This window comes from Planotetraspora sp. A-T 1434 (assembly GCF_025420585.1).
Lineage (GTDB): Bacteria > Actinomycetota > Actinomycetes > Streptosporangiales > Streptosporangiaceae > JAOEGB01.
On the sequence record NZ_JAOEGB010000001.1, the window covers coordinates 394,428 to 411,438 of the forward strand.

The 17,011-nt window shown below is 70.5% G+C and carries 17 protein-coding genes; 6 read left to right on the forward strand and 11 right to left on the reverse strand.

The window, feature by feature from the left end:
- Positions 1-295: 295 nt before the first annotated feature.
- Positions 296-1,642, reverse strand: a complete 1,347-nt coding sequence (locus N5079_RS01710; RefSeq protein WP_261581478.1) for a dipeptidase — start codon at positions 1,640-1,642, stop codon at positions 296-298.
- A gap of 271 nt (positions 1,643-1,913) precedes the next feature.
- On the opposite strand from N5079_RS01710, the gene N5079_RS01715 reads away from it, so the two are divergent.
- Together N5079_RS01715 and ald are read left to right on the forward strand one after the other, a co-directional pair.
- Positions 1,914-3,296: an aspartate aminotransferase family protein gene (locus N5079_RS01715; protein ID WP_261581479.1), complete on the forward strand. Its 1,383-nt coding sequence runs from the start codon at positions 1,914-1,916 to the stop codon at positions 3,294-3,296.
- Positions 3,297-3,369: 73 nt separating this feature from the next.
- Positions 3,370-4,485 carry an alanine dehydrogenase gene (gene ald, locus N5079_RS01720; RefSeq protein ID WP_261581480.1) on the forward strand — a complete coding sequence of 372 codons (1,116 nt, stop codon included), beginning with the start codon at positions 3,370-3,372 and terminating at the stop codon, positions 4,483-4,485.
- Positions 4,486-4,553: 68 nt separating this feature from the next.
- Here the strand turns inward: ald and N5079_RS01725 are convergent, their stop codons facing one another.
- The 3 genes from N5079_RS01725 to N5079_RS01735 are packed head-to-tail and all read right to left on the reverse strand — an operon-like array spanning position 4,554 to position 7,423.
- Positions 4,554-6,026, reverse strand: a complete 1,473-nt coding sequence (locus N5079_RS01725) for a tetratricopeptide repeat protein (RefSeq protein WP_261581481.1) — start codon at positions 6,024-6,026, stop codon at positions 4,554-4,556.
- A 57-nt stretch (positions 6,027-6,083) separates the two neighbouring features.
- Complete coding sequence (locus tag N5079_RS01730) at positions 6,084-7,220, reverse strand: sulfite exporter TauE/SafE family protein (protein ID WP_261581482.1); 1,137 nt, start codon at positions 7,218-7,220, stop codon at positions 6,084-6,086.
- 2 nt (positions 7,221-7,222) lie between these two features.
- On the reverse strand, positions 7,223-7,423 hold the full coding sequence (locus N5079_RS01735) for a hypothetical protein (RefSeq protein ID WP_261581483.1): 201 nt from the start codon (positions 7,421-7,423) through the stop codon (positions 7,223-7,225).
- 92 nt (positions 7,424-7,515) lie between these two features.
- Between N5079_RS01735 and N5079_RS01740 the strand changes: the two genes are divergently transcribed.
- A complete protein-coding gene (locus N5079_RS01740) occupies positions 7,516-7,962 on the forward strand; it encodes a hypothetical protein (RefSeq protein WP_261581485.1) in 447 nt (148 codons plus the stop codon).
- Positions 7,963-8,106: 144 nt separating this feature from the next.
- Here N5079_RS01740 and N5079_RS01745 read toward each other — a convergent pair whose 3' ends face one another.
- Together N5079_RS01745 and N5079_RS01750 are read right to left on the reverse strand one after the other, a co-directional pair.
- On the reverse strand, positions 8,107-8,769 hold the full coding sequence (locus N5079_RS01745) for a response regulator transcription factor (protein WP_261581486.1): 663 nt from the start codon (positions 8,767-8,769) through the stop codon (positions 8,107-8,109).
- Positions 8,766-9,953, reverse strand: a complete 1,188-nt coding sequence (locus N5079_RS01750) for a sensor histidine kinase (RefSeq protein ID WP_261581487.1) — start codon at positions 9,951-9,953, stop codon at positions 8,766-8,768. The genes N5079_RS01745 and N5079_RS01750 overlap by 4 nt, the downstream gene beginning before the upstream one ends.
- Positions 9,954-10,160: 207 nt before the next feature.
- Between N5079_RS01750 and N5079_RS01755 the strand changes: the two genes are divergently transcribed.
- Positions 10,161-12,029, forward strand: coding sequence for a gamma-glutamyltransferase family protein (locus N5079_RS01755; protein WP_261581488.1), 1,869 nt, complete (start codon positions 10,161-10,163; stop codon positions 12,027-12,029).
- On the opposite strand, the gene N5079_RS01760 is transcribed toward N5079_RS01755, so the two are convergent.
- Together N5079_RS01760 and N5079_RS01765 are read right to left on the reverse strand one after the other, a co-directional pair.
- Entirely contained in the window at positions 11,989-12,225 is a 237-nt protein-coding gene (locus tag N5079_RS01760; protein WP_261581489.1) for a hypothetical protein, read from the reverse strand. The two genes, N5079_RS01755 and N5079_RS01760, sit on opposite strands and share 41 nt — an antisense overlap.
- 241 nt (positions 12,226-12,466) lie before the next feature.
- Complete coding sequence (locus N5079_RS01765) at positions 12,467-12,640, reverse strand: hypothetical protein (protein ID WP_261581490.1); 174 nt, start codon at positions 12,638-12,640, stop codon at positions 12,467-12,469.
- Positions 12,641-12,909: 269 nt separating this feature from the next.
- Here N5079_RS01765 and N5079_RS01770 point away from each other — a divergent pair, with 269 nt between their 5' ends.
- Entirely contained in the window at positions 12,910-13,695 is a 786-nt protein-coding gene (locus N5079_RS01770; RefSeq protein ID WP_261581491.1) for an SURF1 family protein, read from the forward strand.
- Positions 13,696-13,768: 73 nt separating this feature from the next.
- A complete protein-coding gene (locus N5079_RS01775; RefSeq protein WP_261581492.1) occupies positions 13,769-14,089 on the forward strand; it encodes a DUF3817 domain-containing protein in 321 nt (106 codons plus the stop codon).
- 130 nt (positions 14,090-14,219) lie between these two features.
- Here N5079_RS01775 and N5079_RS01780 read toward each other — a convergent pair whose 3' ends face one another.
- The 3 genes from N5079_RS01780 to N5079_RS01790 form a co-directional block, all read right to left on the reverse strand.
- Positions 14,220-14,414, reverse strand: coding sequence for a hypothetical protein (locus N5079_RS01780; RefSeq protein WP_261581493.1), 195 nt, complete (start codon positions 14,412-14,414; stop codon positions 14,220-14,222).
- Between the two features lie 119 nt (positions 14,415-14,533).
- On the reverse strand, positions 14,534-15,526 hold the full coding sequence (locus N5079_RS01785; RefSeq protein WP_261581494.1) for an LLM class F420-dependent oxidoreductase: 993 nt from the start codon (positions 15,524-15,526) through the stop codon (positions 14,534-14,536).
- A 5-nt stretch (positions 15,527-15,531) separates the two neighbouring features.
- Positions 15,532-16,989: a carotenoid oxygenase family protein gene (locus N5079_RS01790; protein WP_261581495.1), complete on the reverse strand. Its 1,458-nt coding sequence runs from the start codon at positions 16,987-16,989 to the stop codon at positions 15,532-15,534.
- Between the last annotated feature and the right edge of the window lie 22 nt (positions 16,990-17,011).

Genomic DNA, 17,011 nt, shown 5'->3' on the forward strand with positions numbered 1-17,011 from the left:
CTTGAGGGCTCGCCCACGCCCGACCGGTGGCGAGACCGTCATGTTCGGCGTGTACAGCGGAAGGCCCGGCGATCCAGGACCGCGGGCCTTCCCGTCTATGCGCATGATCTTGCAGGCGATCTCTGTGCGTGCCGGCCTGCTGCTTCCGCCAGGCCGGGCCGTATGTCGCGAATGGGAACCCGTGCATGATCACGCCGGGGTGGGGTGCAGGTCATGGCGCATTCCCGGGAACGTGTGCATGATCACGCCGGGGTGGGGCGCAGGTCATGGCGCATTCCCGGGAACGTGTGCATGATCACGCCGAGGGCTGGCCGTACTCGGCGAGGAAGAGGGCCTCGGCGGTGATGACGCGGCGCAACTCGTCGAGCACCACTCGCTCGTTCGGCGCGTGGATCGCGGCGTCGTTGTCCTCCGCCCCGTAGAGGAGGATCTCCGCCTCGGGGAACCGCCTGGCCAGCGTCGCGACCAGCGGAATCGAGCCGCCCTGGCCGACCTCGCGCGGCGCGCGGCCGAAGGCCCGCTCCATTGCCCTGCCGATCGCGGCCGTGGCCGGGCCGCCCGCCTCGGCGCGGAAGCCCGTGCCGGTGGTGAAGTCGTCGAACGACACGTGGACGCCCCAGGGGGCGACCTGCTTCAGGAAGCCGGTGACGTCGTCGAGCGCGGTCTTGGTGTCTCCCGACGGAGGGATCCGGATCGTGACGCGGGCCCGGGCCACGGCCTGGACCGCGTTGATCGCGCCCGACACGCTGGGCACGTCGAGCCCGGTGACCGTGATGGCGTAGGACGCCCACAGGCGGTCGGCGAGCGATCCCGAGCCGACGAGCGACACCCCGTCGAGCACGCCCGCCGTCGCGCGGAACTCCTCCTCAGATGGTCCTTCGCCGGAGAAGGTCCCGCGGTTCAGTCCGGGGACACGGAGGTCGCCGTTGTCATCGTGCAATGCGGTCAGCATGCGCATCAGTGCGGCGAGCGCGTCCGGCGCCGCGCCCCCGAAGGAACCGCTGTGCAGCGACTCTCCGAGCGACCTGACCTCGATGGTGAACGCCGCCATGCCGCGCAGCGAGGTCGTCAGCGCCGGGTCACCGACACGCGGGTTGCCGCTGTCGGCCACGACGATGGCGTCCGCGCGCACCAGCTCCGGGTTGGCCTCGACGAAGGCCTCCAGACGCTCGCCCGCGTACTCCTCCTGGCCCTCGATGATGACCTTGACGCCCACGGGGAAACGGCCCTGGAAGGCGCGGAGCGCCGCCACGTGCGTGATCAGGCCGCTCTTGTCGTCGGCCGCGCCCCTGCCGTACAGCGCGCCGTCGATCTGGGTGGGCTCGAACGGCGCGGTCCTCCACAGCGCGAGGTCGCCGGCGGGCTGGACGTCGTAGTGCGCGTAGAGCAACACGGTCGGGGCGCCGGGCGGCGCGGGGGCCTCGCCGTACACGGCGGGGAAGCTGCCCTCGACCGGGACGCGCTCGACGTGCGGGAGGCCCGCCGCGCGGAGCAGTTCCTCCGTCAGCGCCGCGGCCTCGTGGACCGGAACCTCCGGGTGGCCGGGAAAGGCGACGGACGGGATCGCCACGAGCCGCTTGAGGTCCTCGACCGCCTGGGGCATTCCCGCCTCGACGGCCTTCTCGATCTCCTCAGGTGTCACGGCGTTTTCTCCCGATATGTGTAGTCACAATGTGCTGGGTTGTTGGTGCAGCCCATTGCACCACACCGGGGACGGGCCCCTCGGCGGGTGCCTTGCCGCTGGTCCTCACCCAGGAAGAATGGCCAAAATCTACCTGACGGATTTCGTCGTAGTTACAAGGCGATATCGCGGATTCCGAACTTCTTGCAGAGTGACGCCACGTAATCACTTGGCAAACTGCGTAAACGGCGTGCACACTGTGCAGAGCACCGATCACCGAGGGAAGGTCGCGATGGCGCACCCGGACGTTCTCAAAGCCGCACACGACAATCTGTGGATGCACTTCACCCGGCACGGGTCCTACGACGGGGCGGAAGTGCCGATGATCGTGCGAGGTGAGGGCGCCTACGTCTACGACATCCACGGGAAGCGCTATCTCGACGGCCTGGCCGGGCTCTTCGTCGTCCAGGTGGGCCACGGCCGCGCCGAGCTCGCCGAGGCCGCCGCCAAGCAGGCCCAGGAGCTGGCCTTCTTTCCGCTCTGGTCCTACGCGCACCCGAAGGCGGCCGAGCTCGCCGCCAGGCTCGCCCAGCTCACCCCCGGCGACCTCAACCGCGTCTTCTTCACGACCGGCGGCGGCGAGGCGGTCGAGTCGGCCTGGAAGCTCGCCAAGCAGTACTTCAAGATCCAGGGCAAGCCGCTGAAGACCAAGGTCATCAGCCGGTCGATCGCCTACCACGGCACGCCGCAGGGAGCCCTGTCCATCACGGGCATCCCGGGCCTCAAGCAGGTGTTCGAGCCGCTGGTCCCCGGTGCGATCAAGGTGCCGAACACGAACCTCTACCGGGCGGACGAGATCTCCGGCTTCCCCGGGTTCGAGAAGGACCCGGAGGCGTTCGGCCGCTGGGCCGCCGACCAGGTCGGCAAGGCCATCGAGATGGAGGGCCCGGACACCGTGGCCGCCGTCTTCGTCGAGCCGGTGCAGAACTCCGGCGGCTGTTTCCCGCCGCCGCCCGGATACTTCCGGCGGCTGCGCGAGATCTGCGACGCGCACGACGTCCTGCTCGTCTCCGACGAGGTCATCTGCGCCTTCGGCCGGCTCGGCACGATGTTCGGCGGTCAGAAGTTCGACTACGTGCCCGACATCATCACCTGCGCCAAGGGTCTGACCAGCGGTTACGCCCCGATCGGCGCCATGATCGCCTCTGAGCGGCTCTTCGAGCCGTTCAAGCAGGGCACCGAGATGTTCGCCCACGGCTACACGTTCGGCGGTCACCCCGTGGCCTCCGCCGTGGCCCTGGCGAATCTCGACATTTTCGAGCGTGAGGACCTCCTCGGTCATGTCACGGCCAACGAGCCGGTGTTCCGCGGCACGCTCGAGAAGCTGCTTGATCTACCGATCGTCGGCGACGTCCGCGGCTCGGGCTACTTCTACGGAATCGAGCTCGTGAAGGACAAGTCGACCAAGCAGACCTTCAACGAGGAGGAGTCCGAGCGGCTGCTGCGCGGCTTCCTCTCCAAGGCCCTCTACGACGCGGGCCTCTACTGCCGGGCGGACGACCGCGGCGACCCCGTGGTCCAGCTCGCCCCGCCCCTCATCTGCGGCCCCAAGGAGTTCGACGAGATCGAGTCGATCCTCCGCTCCGTGCTCACCGAGGCCTGGGCGCGTCTCTAACCATCTATCTCGTACGGCCGGCGCCCCCGGCGGCGCCGGACCGTGCCGAGCAGTGCTTGAAAGGACCTTTCCCATGAAGATCGGCGTGCCTGCCGAGGTCAAGAACCACGAATACCGCGTCGCCGCCACACCGGCGGGCGTGCACGAGCTCGTCCGCCACGGCCACGAGGTCCACGTTCAGCGGGACGCGGGCCTCGGCTCGCACATCACCGACGAGGAGTACCTGGCCGCCGGCGCCAAGATCCTCGACACGGCGGACGCGGTCTGGGCCGAGTCCGAGATGATCCTGAAGGTCAAGGAGCCCATCGCGGAGGAGTACCACCGGCTCCGCGAGGACCACCTGCTGTTCACCTACCTGCACCTGGCCGCCTCCCGCCCCTGCACCGACGCGCTGCTGTCGGCCAGGACGACCGCCATCGCGTACGAGACCGTGCAGGTCGGCAACACGCTGCCGCTGCTCGCCCCGATGTCGGAGGTCGCGGGCCGTCTCGCCCCGCAGGTCGGCGCATACAACCTCATGCGCTTCAACGGCGGCCGCGGCGTGCTGCCCGGCGGCGTCCCGGGCGTCGCCCCCGCCAAGATCGTCGTCATCGGCGGCGGCGTGTCCGGCCTCAACGCGGCGCAGATCGCCGTCGGCATGGGCGCGGACGTCACGATCCTCGATGTCAACATCGACCGCCTGCGCTTCATCGACGCCATCTACCAGGGCCGCCTGAAGACGCTCGTGTCGACCTCGTACGCCATCGAGCAGGCCGTCCTGGAGGCCGACCTGGTCGTCGGCGCCGTCCTCATCCCCGGCGCCAAGGCCCCGACCCTCGTCTCCAACGAGCTGGTCTCGCGCATGAAGCCCGGCTCGGTCCTCGTCGACATCGCGATCGACCAGGGCGGCTGCTTCGAGGACTCCCGTCCGACCACGCACGCCGAGCCGACCTTCAAGGTGCACAACTCGATCTTCTACTGCGTGGCCAACATGCCGGGTTCGGTGGCCAACACCTCCACCTATGCCCTGACCAACGCCACCCTGCCCTACGCGGTCAAGCTGGCCGACCAGGGCTGGCAGGCCGCCCTCCGCGGCGACGCCGCGCTCCAGCTCGGGCTCAACACCCACGCGGGCGAGCTGACCAACGAGCCGGTCGCGGTGGCGCACGGCCTTCCGTTCACCCCGGTCGCCGAGGTCCTCGCCGCCTGAGGCCCCGCCGGAGGCGGCCCGCGTCCGAGGCGCCCCCGTGTTTCGGCGCGGGCGCCTCGGCCCGTGTCTCAGCGCAGGCCGAGGCGACGGCGCAGGTCGCGGGTCGTCACCAGGACGTGCTCAACCTCGGCCCGAGTGGGCCACGGGGCCGTGCCCGGCCTGAGCAGGGTCGCCCGGACCGAGCTGAGATGCTGCACGGCGGCCGTGTGCAGACCGCTCGTCTCGGTCAGCCAGGCGATCGGGTCGCCCGGCTCCGGCATGCCGCGGGTGAGCAGGTCCCAGGTGCCGAGGATCTCCATCAGGTCCGCCGGGTCGGCCACCGCGTCGCCTCGGCGGCGGCCGGTCGCCACGGCGAGTTCGGCCCGCGCGGCCAGGTCCGGCTCCGCCGGGTGATCCCAGCGGGGAGGCGGCCAGCCGGGGTCGGCCCAGGAGGAGTCGGCCCAGGAGGAGTGGGCCCCGGAGGAGTGTGCGCCATCGAGCAGCCACTGCTCCGCCTCAGCGTCCCTCCCGGTGACCGACAGCAGCGTGTGCAGCTCGGCCTGGGCCCGCTGGTGCCCCTTCTCGGCCGCCTGCCGCAACCAGTGCTGCCCGCCCCTGAGGTCGTTGTGCTCGGCGATCAGGAGAAGGCCGAAGTTGTAGGCAGACTCCGGATCTCCACCGGCGGCCGCCCGGCCGAACCAGATCCCGGCCGCCGGGCGGTCGTCGAGCTCGACGCACACGAAGCCGGCCATCCGCTGGCCGTCCACGCGGCCCGCGTGCGCGGCCCGCTCGAACCAGGACCGTGCCGTACGGAGATCTCTCCTGGCGAGGGCCAGGCCGCCGAGTTGGAAGGCGGCGCGGGGATGGTCGTGCCGCGCGGCGAGCTGGTAGGCCGCCTCCGCGCCCTCAGGATCGAGGGTCGCGTGAAGGAGCAGACCCAGGTAGTACCCCGCTTCGGCGTGCCCGGCCCGCGCCGCGTACTCCCACCAGTGGCGGGCCTCGCCCTCGTCTCCGGCCGCGTAGCCCAGGAAGCCCAGGTCATGCGCGCTGTCCCGGTCGCCGTCGAGAGCGGCCGCGCGGTGCCAGTCGCGCGCGCTCAGGATGTCTCCCAGGTCCTCGCAGAGCAGGGCCAGGCGGCGGGCCGCGAGGCGTGAGCCGTCCGAGGCGGCCCGCTCGAACCAGCGGCGAGCGGCCTGCACGTCGCCCCTGCGCTCCAGAAGGAGCGTGGCCAGGTTGACCGCGGCCTCCGCGTCGCCGGTCCCGGCCGCCAGCTCGTACCAGCTCGTGGCCTCCTCCAGCGTGCCGTGCCTCTGGTGCCAGAGCCCCAGGTTGAAGGCGCTGTCGACGTTGCCGGCCTGCGCGGCCCGCTCCCACCACTGGCGGGCGGCCGCCCGCTCGCCCCGCTCGGCGCACAGCCGGCCGAGGAGGTGGGCGGCCTCGGGGTCGCCCTCCTGGGCCGCGGCGAGCAGCCTGCTCTCGAAAGGGTCCTCGGGTTCCGGGCCGCGCGGGACCGGAACGTCAGGCCAGGCGACCGTCGTCTCCGTGGCTCCCAGGAAAGTCATGCCAGCCAGATTGGCACGTCACGGTGATGCTACGGAGCGTAATTCCTAAGACCCTTGTCATCCGAACCGGATGAAGCCGACGTACATCCCCATCCCGCACGCGTAGCTGAGCTGTCCCGCCCTATGTGGCGGCAGCCGTACCGTCTCCTCGCCAGTGTCGGGGAGCGCGACGTCGCGGTCGTCAATGGCCACGGTCCGCGTGCAGCCTCGGGCGCCGTCTGTACGGAACACGATTTCGGTCGTCCGGTCCGCCGCGGCGGTGACGATGCCGGGCCGGAAGCCGTAGTCGGTCGCCCAGATGGTGATCCGCTGAACGCCGTCGTCCCCCTGCCTCGCACGCGTGCCGTCCGTGCTCTGCCTCACCCGCATGCCCTGGCGCGCCGCTTGCGGGTCGTTCGCGGTGCCGGTCGACGACCCGGAGGCCGTGGCCGGCGACCCGCTGAAGGGGGACTGGCCGGGGAGCCACCCGCCCAGCCGGAGGCCCGACCCGATCGTGAGGACACCCGCCACGACGGCCGCGACTCCGGCGATCACCGCCAGCCTGGTCGAGGCGAGCCCGCGCAGCAACAGCCCCAGCGCCGCGAACGCGGGAGCCGTACCGATGGCGAATCCCCCGAGAACGGCCGCGCCCCCGATCACGCTTCCGGTGGAAACCGCCACGATCTCCAGGCTGATCGTCACGCCGCACGGCACCAGGATGGTGGCGGCACCCAGGGCCAGGCCCCGCGCGACGCCGGGAGCCCGCGTTCTGATGACCGTTTCGGCGGAGTGGGCCGAGCAACTTGCCCCGCTGTGTGACCCGCCCCTCCTGAGCAGTCGCACAGCCAGGACGACCACGGCGATTCCCGCCGCGACAAGGAGCGCCGCCCTCGCCCTCGGGCTCACCTGTACGGCGGAGCCGAGCATGCCGAGCAACGCCCCGGCGGCGATGTGGGAGAACAGCCTCCCCGTCAAAAAGGCCCCCACCGTGGCCAGGTCGCCGCGTCCTCCCGCGTCCGGCTCGCCGTGTTGGCAACAGCTCCCGCCACCCGGCTTCCCTGGACCCGACGGGTCGGAGCGGCATCGGTGAGACCGCCCGCTGGCGGGGCGCCGGACGAGGCCGACGAGTAAGCCGCCCTGGACCGCCGTACATGACGCTGTGCCGGCGGCCAGGCCGGCCGTGAAGCCACCGGCGAAAAGAGCGGCGGCGTTCACGGTCAGCGGACGAGGGCCAGGTCGTCCAGAGCGCCGGTCTTCGCGGCCTCCACGATCGAGCCGAACTGGTCCAGGCTCATCTCGACCTTCTGCCCGAAGTCGTCGGTGATGACGACCTGGCGCTCAACCGGAGCCGTCAGATTCACGAAAAGCTCGGGACACCCGCAGTTGCAACTGCCACAGAAACGCGCGATCGACTTCACGCCGTCCTCCTCGCCTCGGGACTTTCCCCCCGCAACTTAACGTGGCGCCCCGAAAGCGACCAGTCACACTTCGGTCACCCGAGCCGCTCGTTATGGAGCCGGACAAAGACAAACGCCGAAAGAGTGAGATCGTCTCTACTCTTGCCATGCTGCGCGGAGTGACATTCGCCGTCGGCCATGTCACCGGCTACCGGCATACCGCGGACCGCGAGCGCGCCCGGCAGACGGTCATGGCGGCGCTACTTCCCTGGCTGGCGAAGGCCGGGGTCGAGAGCATCCTTATCGAGTTGCGGGACACCAAGTCGCTGCAGGTGGCGGACACGAGAACCGTCGCGGCGTTGCGTACGGCGGATCTCCTTCCTTCGGAGACGTCGGTCCGTCAGGGACGTCCATCGGAAGAGCCGCTCCTGTGGATCGCAGACGCGTGCGCGGCCGCATGGCGCCGTGCGATGGCTGAGGGCAAGGGCAACTGGGCGCAGTGGTATGAACCTCACACGGCCTTGCTGGAAGTTCCATTTCCGGACCGTCGGGGCCGCTGAAAAGCGCCGAGCCGGGGTCCCGGCTGTGCGGGGGTTCCCGGCTCCACGACTTCCGGCTCCCTATGGGAGCCAGCTTCGATATCAAGGTTACGGATCGCGTGGGAGATGTCAACCCACAGTGAGCAAGAGGGCTGGGCGCATCGGCTACAGCCAGCCGGGTTTGACGAGGCCGGACTCGTAGGCGATGACGACGAGCTGGGCGCGGTCACGGGCGTGGAGCTTCGTCATCGTCCGGCTGACGTGGGTCTTGGCCGTCGCGGGTGACATGAAGAGCGTGGCGGCGACCTCGTCGTTGGTCATGCCGGTGCCGACGAGGGCGAGCACCTCGCGCTCCCGCTCGGTGAGCTGGCCGAGGTTCCGCGCGATGCCTGGCTCCTTGGCCCGCGAGGCGTACTCCGCGATGAGCCTGCGGGTGACGCTGGGCGACAGCAGGGCGTCGCCGCAGGCCACGACCCGGACGGCCTGGATCAGCTCGGCCGGCTCGGTGTCCTTGACGAGAAAGCCGCTGGCCCCGCCGCGAAGGGCCTCGAAGACGTACTCGTCCAGCTCGAACGTGGTCAGCATGATGATCCTCGTGCTGTCCAGCGCGGGATCCTCTCCGATGTGACGGGTGGCGGTCAGGCCGTCCATGCCCGGCATGCGGATGTCCATCAGCACCACGTCCGGGTGCAGCTCTCTGGTCAGTTGAATGGCCTGCGCGCCGTCGGACGCCTCGCCGACCACGGTCATGCCGTCCTGGGCGTCGAGCAGGGCCCGGAACCCGGCCCGCACGAGAGCCTGGTCGTCGGCCAGCACAACGTTGATCACGTGGGCTCCTCGGGTTCGGTACGGCTCTCGCTCTGGAGCTCTGGTTCTTCGGCCCGTTGAGGATCGGCACCGCCAGGATCGGAGGCGGGGTCCAAGGCCGGGAGGGGGAGGGTGGCTGCCACACGGAAGCCGCCGCCCGGACGTGGGGCTGCGGAAAGCGATCCACCGAGGGCCGCCGCCCGCTCGCGCATGCCCGGTATGCCGTTGCCGCCGCCCAGGCCGTGTACGGCGGGCGCGGCCCCAGCCCCGTCGTCTTCCACGACGATGCCCATCTCGGCCGGACCGTACGAGATCCGCACGATGACGCTCGAACCCGGGGCGTGCCGCGACACGTTCGTCAGCGACTCCTGCACGATCCGGTAGCCCGCCCGGTCGGTCCCGGCCGGGAGCGGCCTCACCTGGCCGCTGATCTCCAGCCGCACGGGCAGGCCGCTCCGCTCGACCAGCTCGTCGAGCCGGTCCATCCCGGCGGTGGGGGAGCGCGGGGCGCCCTCTCTCAGCAGGCTGAGCACGCTCCGCATCTCGGCCAGCACGTCCTTGGACGCGCCCTTGATGGTGGTGAGAGCGGTGCGGGCCTGTTCCGGGTGCGTGTCGAGCAGGTGCAGCGCGGTCGACGCCTGGACGTGGATCAGCGAGATGTTGTGGGCGAGCACGTCGTGCAGCTCCTGTGCCATGGTCAGCCGTTCCTCGCTGGCCTGCCGCCTGGCCTCCTCGTCCTCCACCCGTTTCCGCTCCGCGAGGCGCTCGCGCCTGGCCCGGTAGAACTCGGCGATGGTCAGCGTGAGCAGCAGGAACGCCGCGACCGCGGTGTGGTGGAACCAGCCCTGAGGGTTGGGGATGAGCCACGTCGAATACGCGATCATGAACAGGAAGAACGCGGCCGTCGCCCACCACGCCGCGCGGCGGCGCCCGGACACGACGGCGGAGAAGATCATTATCGCGGGGCCGGCGAAAACGGGCCCGTAGGAGAAGTCGAGCAGGAGATAGGCGCAGGTCGCAGCCAGGGTGGCCACCAAGCCGGCCATTGGGTAACGCCGTCGCAGGGCGATGGCGGCGGGTCCGACCAGCAGCAGCGCGTATCCCCGCCAGTCGAGCGGCACCCGGCCCAGGTCGGCGTTCCTGGTCTCAACGTACTGGGCGCCCATCGTCCCGAAGACCTGGAACAGCCCGATGGCGACGGGCATAACGGGATTTATCCAATGGAACCACTCAGAACGGGAACGCACTCCCGCACGCTAGGTCATCGTGGCTGATCAGCGCATCCCCCCGGAGCGGCACCGGCTCGTACGCCGGGCGGAGTAGCCGAGGGGGCATCGTCCACATGCGGACATTTCCGAAGCGATCCTGACTCTCGTGAGTCATGCTGGAGTGATCTCCCAGAGGAGGTTCACATGAGGGGCGTCGTCGTCGCGTCGCTGGGACTGGTCACGCTCACGAGCCTGGTCGCCCCGCCCGCCCAGGCCGCACAGGAGCACTTCCGGCCTGACGATTCCGCGCGGGAGCCGTACGTCAAGAAACCGGTCGCCGAGGGGTACGGCGGGGCCGTGGCGACCGTGGACCTGGACGCGAGCAGGGCCGCGCTGAAGGTGCTGAAGCAGGGCGGCAACGCCATGGACGCCGCCGTGGCCGGGGCAGCCACCCTCGGCGTGACCGAGCCGTACTCGGCGGGTCTCGCGGGCGGCGGGTTCCTCGTCTACTACGACGCCAGGACCCGGCGGGTGTCCACGATCGACGGCCGCGAGACCGCGCCCAAGGCGATGACCTCGACGGTCTTCGAGGGCATCCCGTTCGGGGACGCCGTGACCAGCGGCCTGTCCGCCGGGGTGCCGGGAAGCGTCGCGCAGTGGGACCTGGCGCTGCGCCGGTTCGGCACGATCTCGCTCAGGCAGGCCCTGCGCCCGGCGATCGACACCGCGCGGGACGGCTTCGTCGTGGACCAGACATTCCACGACCAGACAGAGCAGAACGCGGCACGGTTCAAGGACTTCACCTCGACGTCGGCTCTCTACCTGCCCGGAGGGCAGCCGCCGCCCGTCGGGTCGGTCTTCCGCAACCCCGACCTGGCCAGGACGTACGGCGAGCTGGGCAGGCGCGGCCCCGCGTGGCTGTACGGCGGGGCGCTGGGCAGGGAGATCGTCGCCACGGTCAAGAAGCCGCCCATCACTCCCGGCTCCACGCGGGTGGTGAGGCCGGGGCTGATGGAGCTCTCCGACCTCACGGCCTACCGCGCCCTCGAACGGCAGCCGACGAAGATCACCTACAGGGGCCTCGACGTGTACGGCATGGCCCCTCCCTCGTCGGGCGGCTCGACAGTGGGGGAGGCGCTCAACATCCTGGAGGCGCTGCCGCGCGTTGGCCTGCACGAATACCTGGAGGCGTCGCGGCTGTCCTTCGCCGACCGGAACGCGTTCGTCGGCGACCCCGCCTACGTGAACGTGCCGCTGGAGGGGCTCCTGTCCGACGGGTTCGCCAAGGAGCGGGCGTGCCTCATCGCTCCGGTCGCGATGCCCCATCCCGCCGCGCCGGGCTCGCCCGACGGCGCCTACGGGCCCTGCGCCCCGCCTTCCCCTTCGCCCTCTTCGGATGCGGTGGACAAGGGCGTGGACAAGGGCGTGGACAAGGGTGTCGACAAGGGCGCGGAGAAGCCGGAGGGGCCGGAGACGACCCATCTCGTGGTGTCGGACCGCTGGGGCGACGTCGCGGCGTACAACATCACCATCGAGCAGACCGGCGGCAACGGCATCGTGGTGCCCGGCCGCGGATTCCTGCTCAACAACGAGATGACCGACTTCACCTTCGGACCCGCGCCCGGCGACCCGAACCTCCCGGCCCCCGGGAAGCGCCCCCGCTCCTCGATGGCGCCGACCATCGTGCTGAAGGACGGCAGGCCGCTGCTGGCGGTCGGCTCGCCCGGCGGCGCGACGATCATCACAACCGTGCTACAGGTCCTGCTCAACCGGGTCGAATTCGGCATGTCGCTGCCGGAGGCCATCGCCGCTCCTCGCGCGTCCCAGCGCAACACGGCCGCGACCCAGGCCGAGCCGGCGTTCATCGACCGGTACGGCGCGCGGCTCACGGCGCTGGGGCACACTCTCACGCCGGCCCCGGGGCCTCCCGCCGGAGAGATCGGGGCGGCTACCGGCCTGGAGTTCCTCGGCCACGGGAAGGTTCAGGCCGTCGCGGAGCCCACGCGGCGCGGCGGCGGCAGCGCTCTGGTCGTCATCCCCGCCCCGAGCCCGACCGCCGCGGCGACGGGCTGACGAGCTCGCAGGCCTTGGGCTTCACCTTCCGGCTCCGCGCCCAGCATTCGAAGGTGCAGCCCGGCCAGATGGCGCGGTTGGTGCCGTCCTCGTCGAGGTACCATCTCGTGCAGCCGCCCTTGGTCCAGACGAGCCGGTCCAGCCGCCGCTGGAGGCGCTCGTTGTAGGTCCGCTGGACCTCGGGGCGTACGTCCATCGCCGGGCCTTGGTCCTGGAGAGCAGCCTCAGGCAGTCCAGGACGTACGGCACCTGGGCCTCGATCATGAACACGACCGACGTGTGCGGTCAGGTCCGTCCAATCTAATGAGCGGGCCAGGCCAGGTCCAGATGGCCCGTATGCCGGATGCTCAAGCTCGGGCATTCCGGCACGGGGTATCTCGGGTGTGGGCACGATGAAGCCGCCGACGGGCGCGGTCGTCGGCGGCAGGTCGGGGACGTCAGCTGACCAGGAGGTATGCCACCACGGCGAGCGCCACGACGATCACCGCGCCCACGGCGAGCCACAGCGGCAGGCGGGACGGCTGCTCCTTTGAAGCCGCCGCGTCCTGGTTCTGAGCGAAGGCCCGGAACGCCTGCGTGTTCCCGGCCGGGTCGATCTGAGGGTCCGACATGGCGCAAACTCTAGCGATACGAGGGGTGGCCGTGGAGACGATTTGTCGGATTTTGCACTGGCATCACCTGAAGCGGAAAACCTCTTTGTCGATACGGCGTCGTCCCCTCTCTTCCGGCGCGTGACCCCTGGGAATACGTTGCCCGAACCGTGTTCGAGCCGGGGGTCCGGCGAAGGTCCCATCGGCCCGCCGGTCGGCGGGCGTTGCGATCATGTCCTGGCGCGGTTCCGCGTTCGAGACCGCCGCCCTCGGCGGATAGCGTGGTGTCCATGCTCCGCACCCTGCTTTCCCCCCGGCTGGTGGCCCTTCACCTGCTGGTTGTCGGGGTGCTCATCTCCTTCACGCTCCTCGGCCGGTGGCAGCTCGGCGTCTTCGAGGCGTCCGGCAAGCCCAAGCTCGCCGCCGATCCGCCGCCCGTCGCCGTCTCTCAACTGACCGACGTGGGCCGGCACATCGGCACCGACGTCTTCGGCAGGCGCGTGACGGCCCAGGGGGCCTACGACGCCCCTGCTCAGCTCCTCGTGGCCGACCGGGAGCCGGATGTCAGCGGGCCCGGCGGACGGGCCGCCAGCGGCCGTGGCTTCTGGCTCCTCACGCCCCTGCGGCTGACGGACGGCACGGTCGTCGCGGTGGTCCGCGGCTGGGTCGCCTCGGCGGCGGATCCGGCGGCAGCCGTACCTGCCGGGACCGTGACCGTGACCGGGCGGCTGCGGCCGTCCGAGCAGACGGACGCCGTGGTCCGCGGCGGGCCGCTCCCGCAGGGGCAGGTGGCCACCGTGTCCACGGCCGAGCTGATCAACGTGTGGACGGATGTGAAGCTCCGGGACGGGTTCGTCGTGGCGACCGCGCAGGACCCGCCGTCCACGGCGAAGCCGGTGGCCGTCCCGCCTCCGACCGAGGGCGGCGGCTTCACGTGGCGCAACCTGGCCTACGCCGCCCAGTGGTGGATCTTCGCGGCCTTCGCGGTCTTCATGTGGTTCCACTTCGTCCGCGACGCCGTACGCGGCGAACGGTCCCGTGCCGAGGAGCCCGCGGAGCCGGCGGTCCGGACCTGACCATCGCCGCACCGCCGGACGGACCGTCGAGCGCTCCGGCTATCGTGAGATAACCGTTTCCCAGCAGAGGGTAATGATCGACGTGGAATCCGCGCTCAAGTTCTACCGCGTCATGGCGTACATCGTCGGCGTGATGCTGCTCGTGCTCTGTGCCGGCATGGTCGTGAAGTATGGGTTCGGGAGTGACACGATGGTCGCCGTGGTGGGGCCGATCCACGGCTTCCTGTACATGGTCTATCTGGTGGCCGCGCTGAACCTGGGCCTCAAGGTCCGCTGGCCCATGCGCTTCCTGCTGCTCGTGCTGCTCGCGGGCGCCATCCCGGTCCTGTCGTTCGTCCTGGAGCGCAAGGTGACCGACCGGGTCCGGGGCGAGCAGGCGGTCGCCGCCGCGTGACACCCGGGGGCATGTGACACCTGGCATGTGAGACCCGCGCCCGCGCGACACCCGCGGGTATGTGACGCTTGTGCCCGCGTAAGCCCTGCGGCCATGCGACGCCCGTGTGGCGCCCGCGGGCGCGGCGGGCTCAGCGGCCGATCTGGCGGCGGCGGATCCGGCGTAGCCGCGCGCGCTGCGACTCGTCGAGCATGAAATAGCCCACTACCGGCGCCCCGAGCACGCCAAGCACGATCAGCCAGGTCAGGATCGTCGGCAGCGGCAGGATGATGGCGATCACGGCCACAATTCCTGCGATCACGTAGTACTTGCCGAGTGGCGACATCGTCGGGCCTTTCGTGTCGGAGCTCCGAGCGGTCCCCGGCCGGCGGGGCGCGTCGCCAGCACAACGTCTGACCGTGTGGCGGAGTTCCGGCCCCGCCACACGGTTCGCCGCCACGCCGCTCAGGCCCCGGTGGAAGGGGCGGTGGAGGGGGAGGTGGATGTGGCAAGTGCGGCGAGGGTCGCGGCTCCGGCGGGGTCGCGGTCGGTGCTGATCGGGACGAGCGCCACCTCGTCCACTCCGGCCTCGGCGTAGTCGGCCAGCCTCGCGCGGACGTCGTCCAGGTTTCCCAGCAACGCCACCGACTCCAGAAGCTTGTCCGGGATGGCGGCCAGCAAATCCTTCGGATGGGGCCGCGTCCTGGCGAACTCGACCACGTCACCGAAGCCGGCCTCGATGAACATCTCGCCGTAGCCGGGCGCGGCCAGGTAGCCCACCACGCCACGCCTGATCCTGTTGACGGCCTCCTCGTCCGGATCCACCGCCGCCGAGACCCACGCCGCCACCCTGGTGGCGGTGCCGTTCGCGGCGGCAGCCGTACGGAGGTCCGAGATGAGGCGGGCGGCGGAGGCGGGGGTGATGAGGTTGAGCACCATCCGGTCGGCCAGCGCGGCGGTCCGCACGGCGGCCGGGCCGAACGCGGCGACGGTGAGCTCGGAGCGCGGAGCGGGCAGCCGCAGCCGGTAGCCACGGCTGGCGAGGAACTTGCCGGAGAAGTCCGACTTCTGGCCATCGAGCAGCGGGCGCAGGGCCTGGACGGCCTCCCGCAGGACGGTGGCCGACCTCGCCTCCATCCGCCCGTGCCACTGCTCGACCACCAGGGGGCTGGACGTTCCCACGGCGATGGCGACCGGACGGCCGACGAGATCCGCGACCGACGCGGCGCCCATCGCGATCATCATGGGGTCGCGCACGCCCACGGCGAGAGGGCCGATCGTGAGGCCGATCCGCTCGGTCCGCAGGCCGACCGCCGTGGCGAGCGCGAAGGAGTCGTAGGTCGCCATCTCGCCGACCCACAGCTCCGGGTAACCCAGCTCGTCGGCCGCGCGGGCGGTCGCGAGAGCCTCGCCGGCGGGCCGGTCCTGCCACAGGCCCAGAGAGACGCTGAGTCGCATGTGCCTCATTCCCCGTCCTTGCGCCCGCTGCCGAGCTGGTCGGCGCGTACCCACGTGGCGTGGAAACCGAGTGGGACGCGCTGGGGGAGCAGGACGCGGGCGATCGGACCGGCCGTGAGGTCCGACGCGTCGAGGATCTGGACCTCCGAGGCGCCCTCGCGCTCGTCGGTCACGAACGTGATGAGGTAGCCGTCGTCCTCGCCGGTCGAGCCGTCGCGCGGCGCGAAGGGGGCCTCGCTGCCGTAGCGATGCTCGCCGTAGTAGTACTCCTCCTTGGCACCGGTCACGTTGTCATACTTGATCAGGCCGTCGAACAGGTTCGTCGGGGCGTCCTTCACGATGGACACGTTGTAGGCGTATCTCGTGGCATATCCGGTCTGGCGGGCGTCGATCGACGGGAACTCCGTGTTGTGGTCGTCGTCGACGTAGCCCTCGCTGGTCGTGCCGGTCCGCAGGTTGAACCGGTACCGGTACATCCGGGCGTCGAGCTTGAGATAGGACAGCATGCGGGACAGCGGGCTGCCCGCTCCTTGAGGCGCGGGACGGCTCACCCGGCACACGTCGAGGATGATCTCGTCGCCCGACTCCCACGAGTTGACGACGTGGTAGATGTAGCAGGGCTTGGCGTCGAACCAGCGGATCTCGTGCGCCGCGCCGCGCCGGGGGATCACGCCGAACCGCGACGGGAGCTCCCGGTTGAAGGTCAGCTTGTAACGGCCCTGCCGGGCGGCGTCCATGTCCTGGTAGAGCGGCAGGTCCATGAGGATGGCGTGGTTCTCGGTGATCGCCATGTCGTGCGGCAGCCGGGCGCCCGGGATGTCGATCTCCACGCAGTGCTCGACCGCGCCGCCCGCCCCGACGACGCCGTAGCGCAGGTACGGCTCGCGCGGCCCGTAGTCGAACCAGAACAGCTCGCCGGTGCGCTCATCGACCTTGGGGTGGGCCATGAAGTCGCCGGTCAGCGTGTCGAGGAAGGTCTCCGCGCCGAGCGTCTCCAGGCTGAGCGGGTCCAGGCCGTACGGCGAGCCGCACAGGTACCAGGTCGCGAGGACCTTGCCCCGGTGGAAGATGACGTCGGTGTTGGCCGAGTCCTTCAGGTTGAGGCCGCGGGTGTTGCCGAACGGGTTGCCCTTGGGGCTCTCCATGACGCCCGTCCACAGGGACCGGCCCTGCGCCGACTCCGCCTCGAACGCCTTCGTCCTGACGTAGCGGTTGCGGTAGCGGGCCTGGCCGTTCTCGAAGTGCATGGCGTGGACCATGCCGTCGCCGTCGAACCAGTGATACCGCCCCCGCATGGGGAACCGGGCGTTGGGTCCGTTGCGCAGATAGACGCCGTTGAGGTCCCGGGGGATCTCGCCGATCACCTTGAGGTCGGCGGCCGTGATCTCGTCCTGAACCGGAGCGTATACGCCGAGCAGGTACGGGTTGGCCTCGCCTGATTCGTCCATGAGTACCACCGTCATGGGGTGGACGCTACGATAAAAG

Coding starts and splice junctions, on each gene's coding strand:
- N5079_RS01740 (WP_261581485.1), top strand. CDS start 7,516: ATGGAGCCGGACAAAGACAAACGCCGAAAGAGTGAGATCGTCTCTACT.
- N5079_RS01760 (WP_261581489.1), bottom strand. CDS start 12,225: ATGGACGTACGCCCCGAGGTCCAGCGGACCTACAACGAGCGCCTCCAG.
- N5079_RS01775 (WP_261581492.1), top strand. CDS start 13,769: ATGATCGACGTGGAATCCGCGCTCAAGTTCTACCGCGTCATGGCGTAC.
- N5079_RS01770 (WP_261581491.1), top strand. CDS start 12,910: ATGCTCCGCACCCTGCTTTCCCCCCGGCTGGTGGCCCTTCACCTGCTG.
- N5079_RS01755 (WP_261581488.1), top strand. CDS start 10,161: ATGAGGGGCGTCGTCGTCGCGTCGCTGGGACTGGTCACGCTCACGAGC.
- N5079_RS01715 (WP_261581479.1), top strand. CDS start 1,914: ATGGCGCACCCGGACGTTCTCAAAGCCGCACACGACAATCTGTGGATG.
- N5079_RS01780 (WP_261581493.1), bottom strand. CDS start 14,414: ATGTCGCCACTCGGCAAGTACTACGTGATCGCAGGAATTGTGGCCGTG.
- ald (WP_261581480.1), top strand. CDS start 3,370: ATGAAGATCGGCGTGCCTGCCGAGGTCAAGAACCACGAATACCGCGTC.
- N5079_RS01725 (WP_261581481.1), bottom strand. CDS start 6,026: ATGACTTTCCTGGGAGCCACGGAGACGACGGTCGCCTGGCCTGACGTT.
- N5079_RS01790 (WP_261581495.1), bottom strand. CDS start 16,989: ATGACGGTGGTACTCATGGACGAATCAGGCGAGGCCAACCCGTACCTG.
- N5079_RS01785 (WP_261581494.1), bottom strand. CDS start 15,526: ATGCGACTCAGCGTCTCTCTGGGCCTGTGGCAGGACCGGCCCGCCGGC.
- N5079_RS01765 (WP_261581490.1), bottom strand. CDS start 12,640: ATGTCGGACCCTCAGATCGACCCGGCCGGGAACACGCAGGCGTTCCGG.
- N5079_RS01750 (WP_261581487.1), bottom strand. CDS start 9,953: ATGCCCGTCGCCATCGGGCTGTTCCAGGTCTTCGGGACGATGGGCGCC.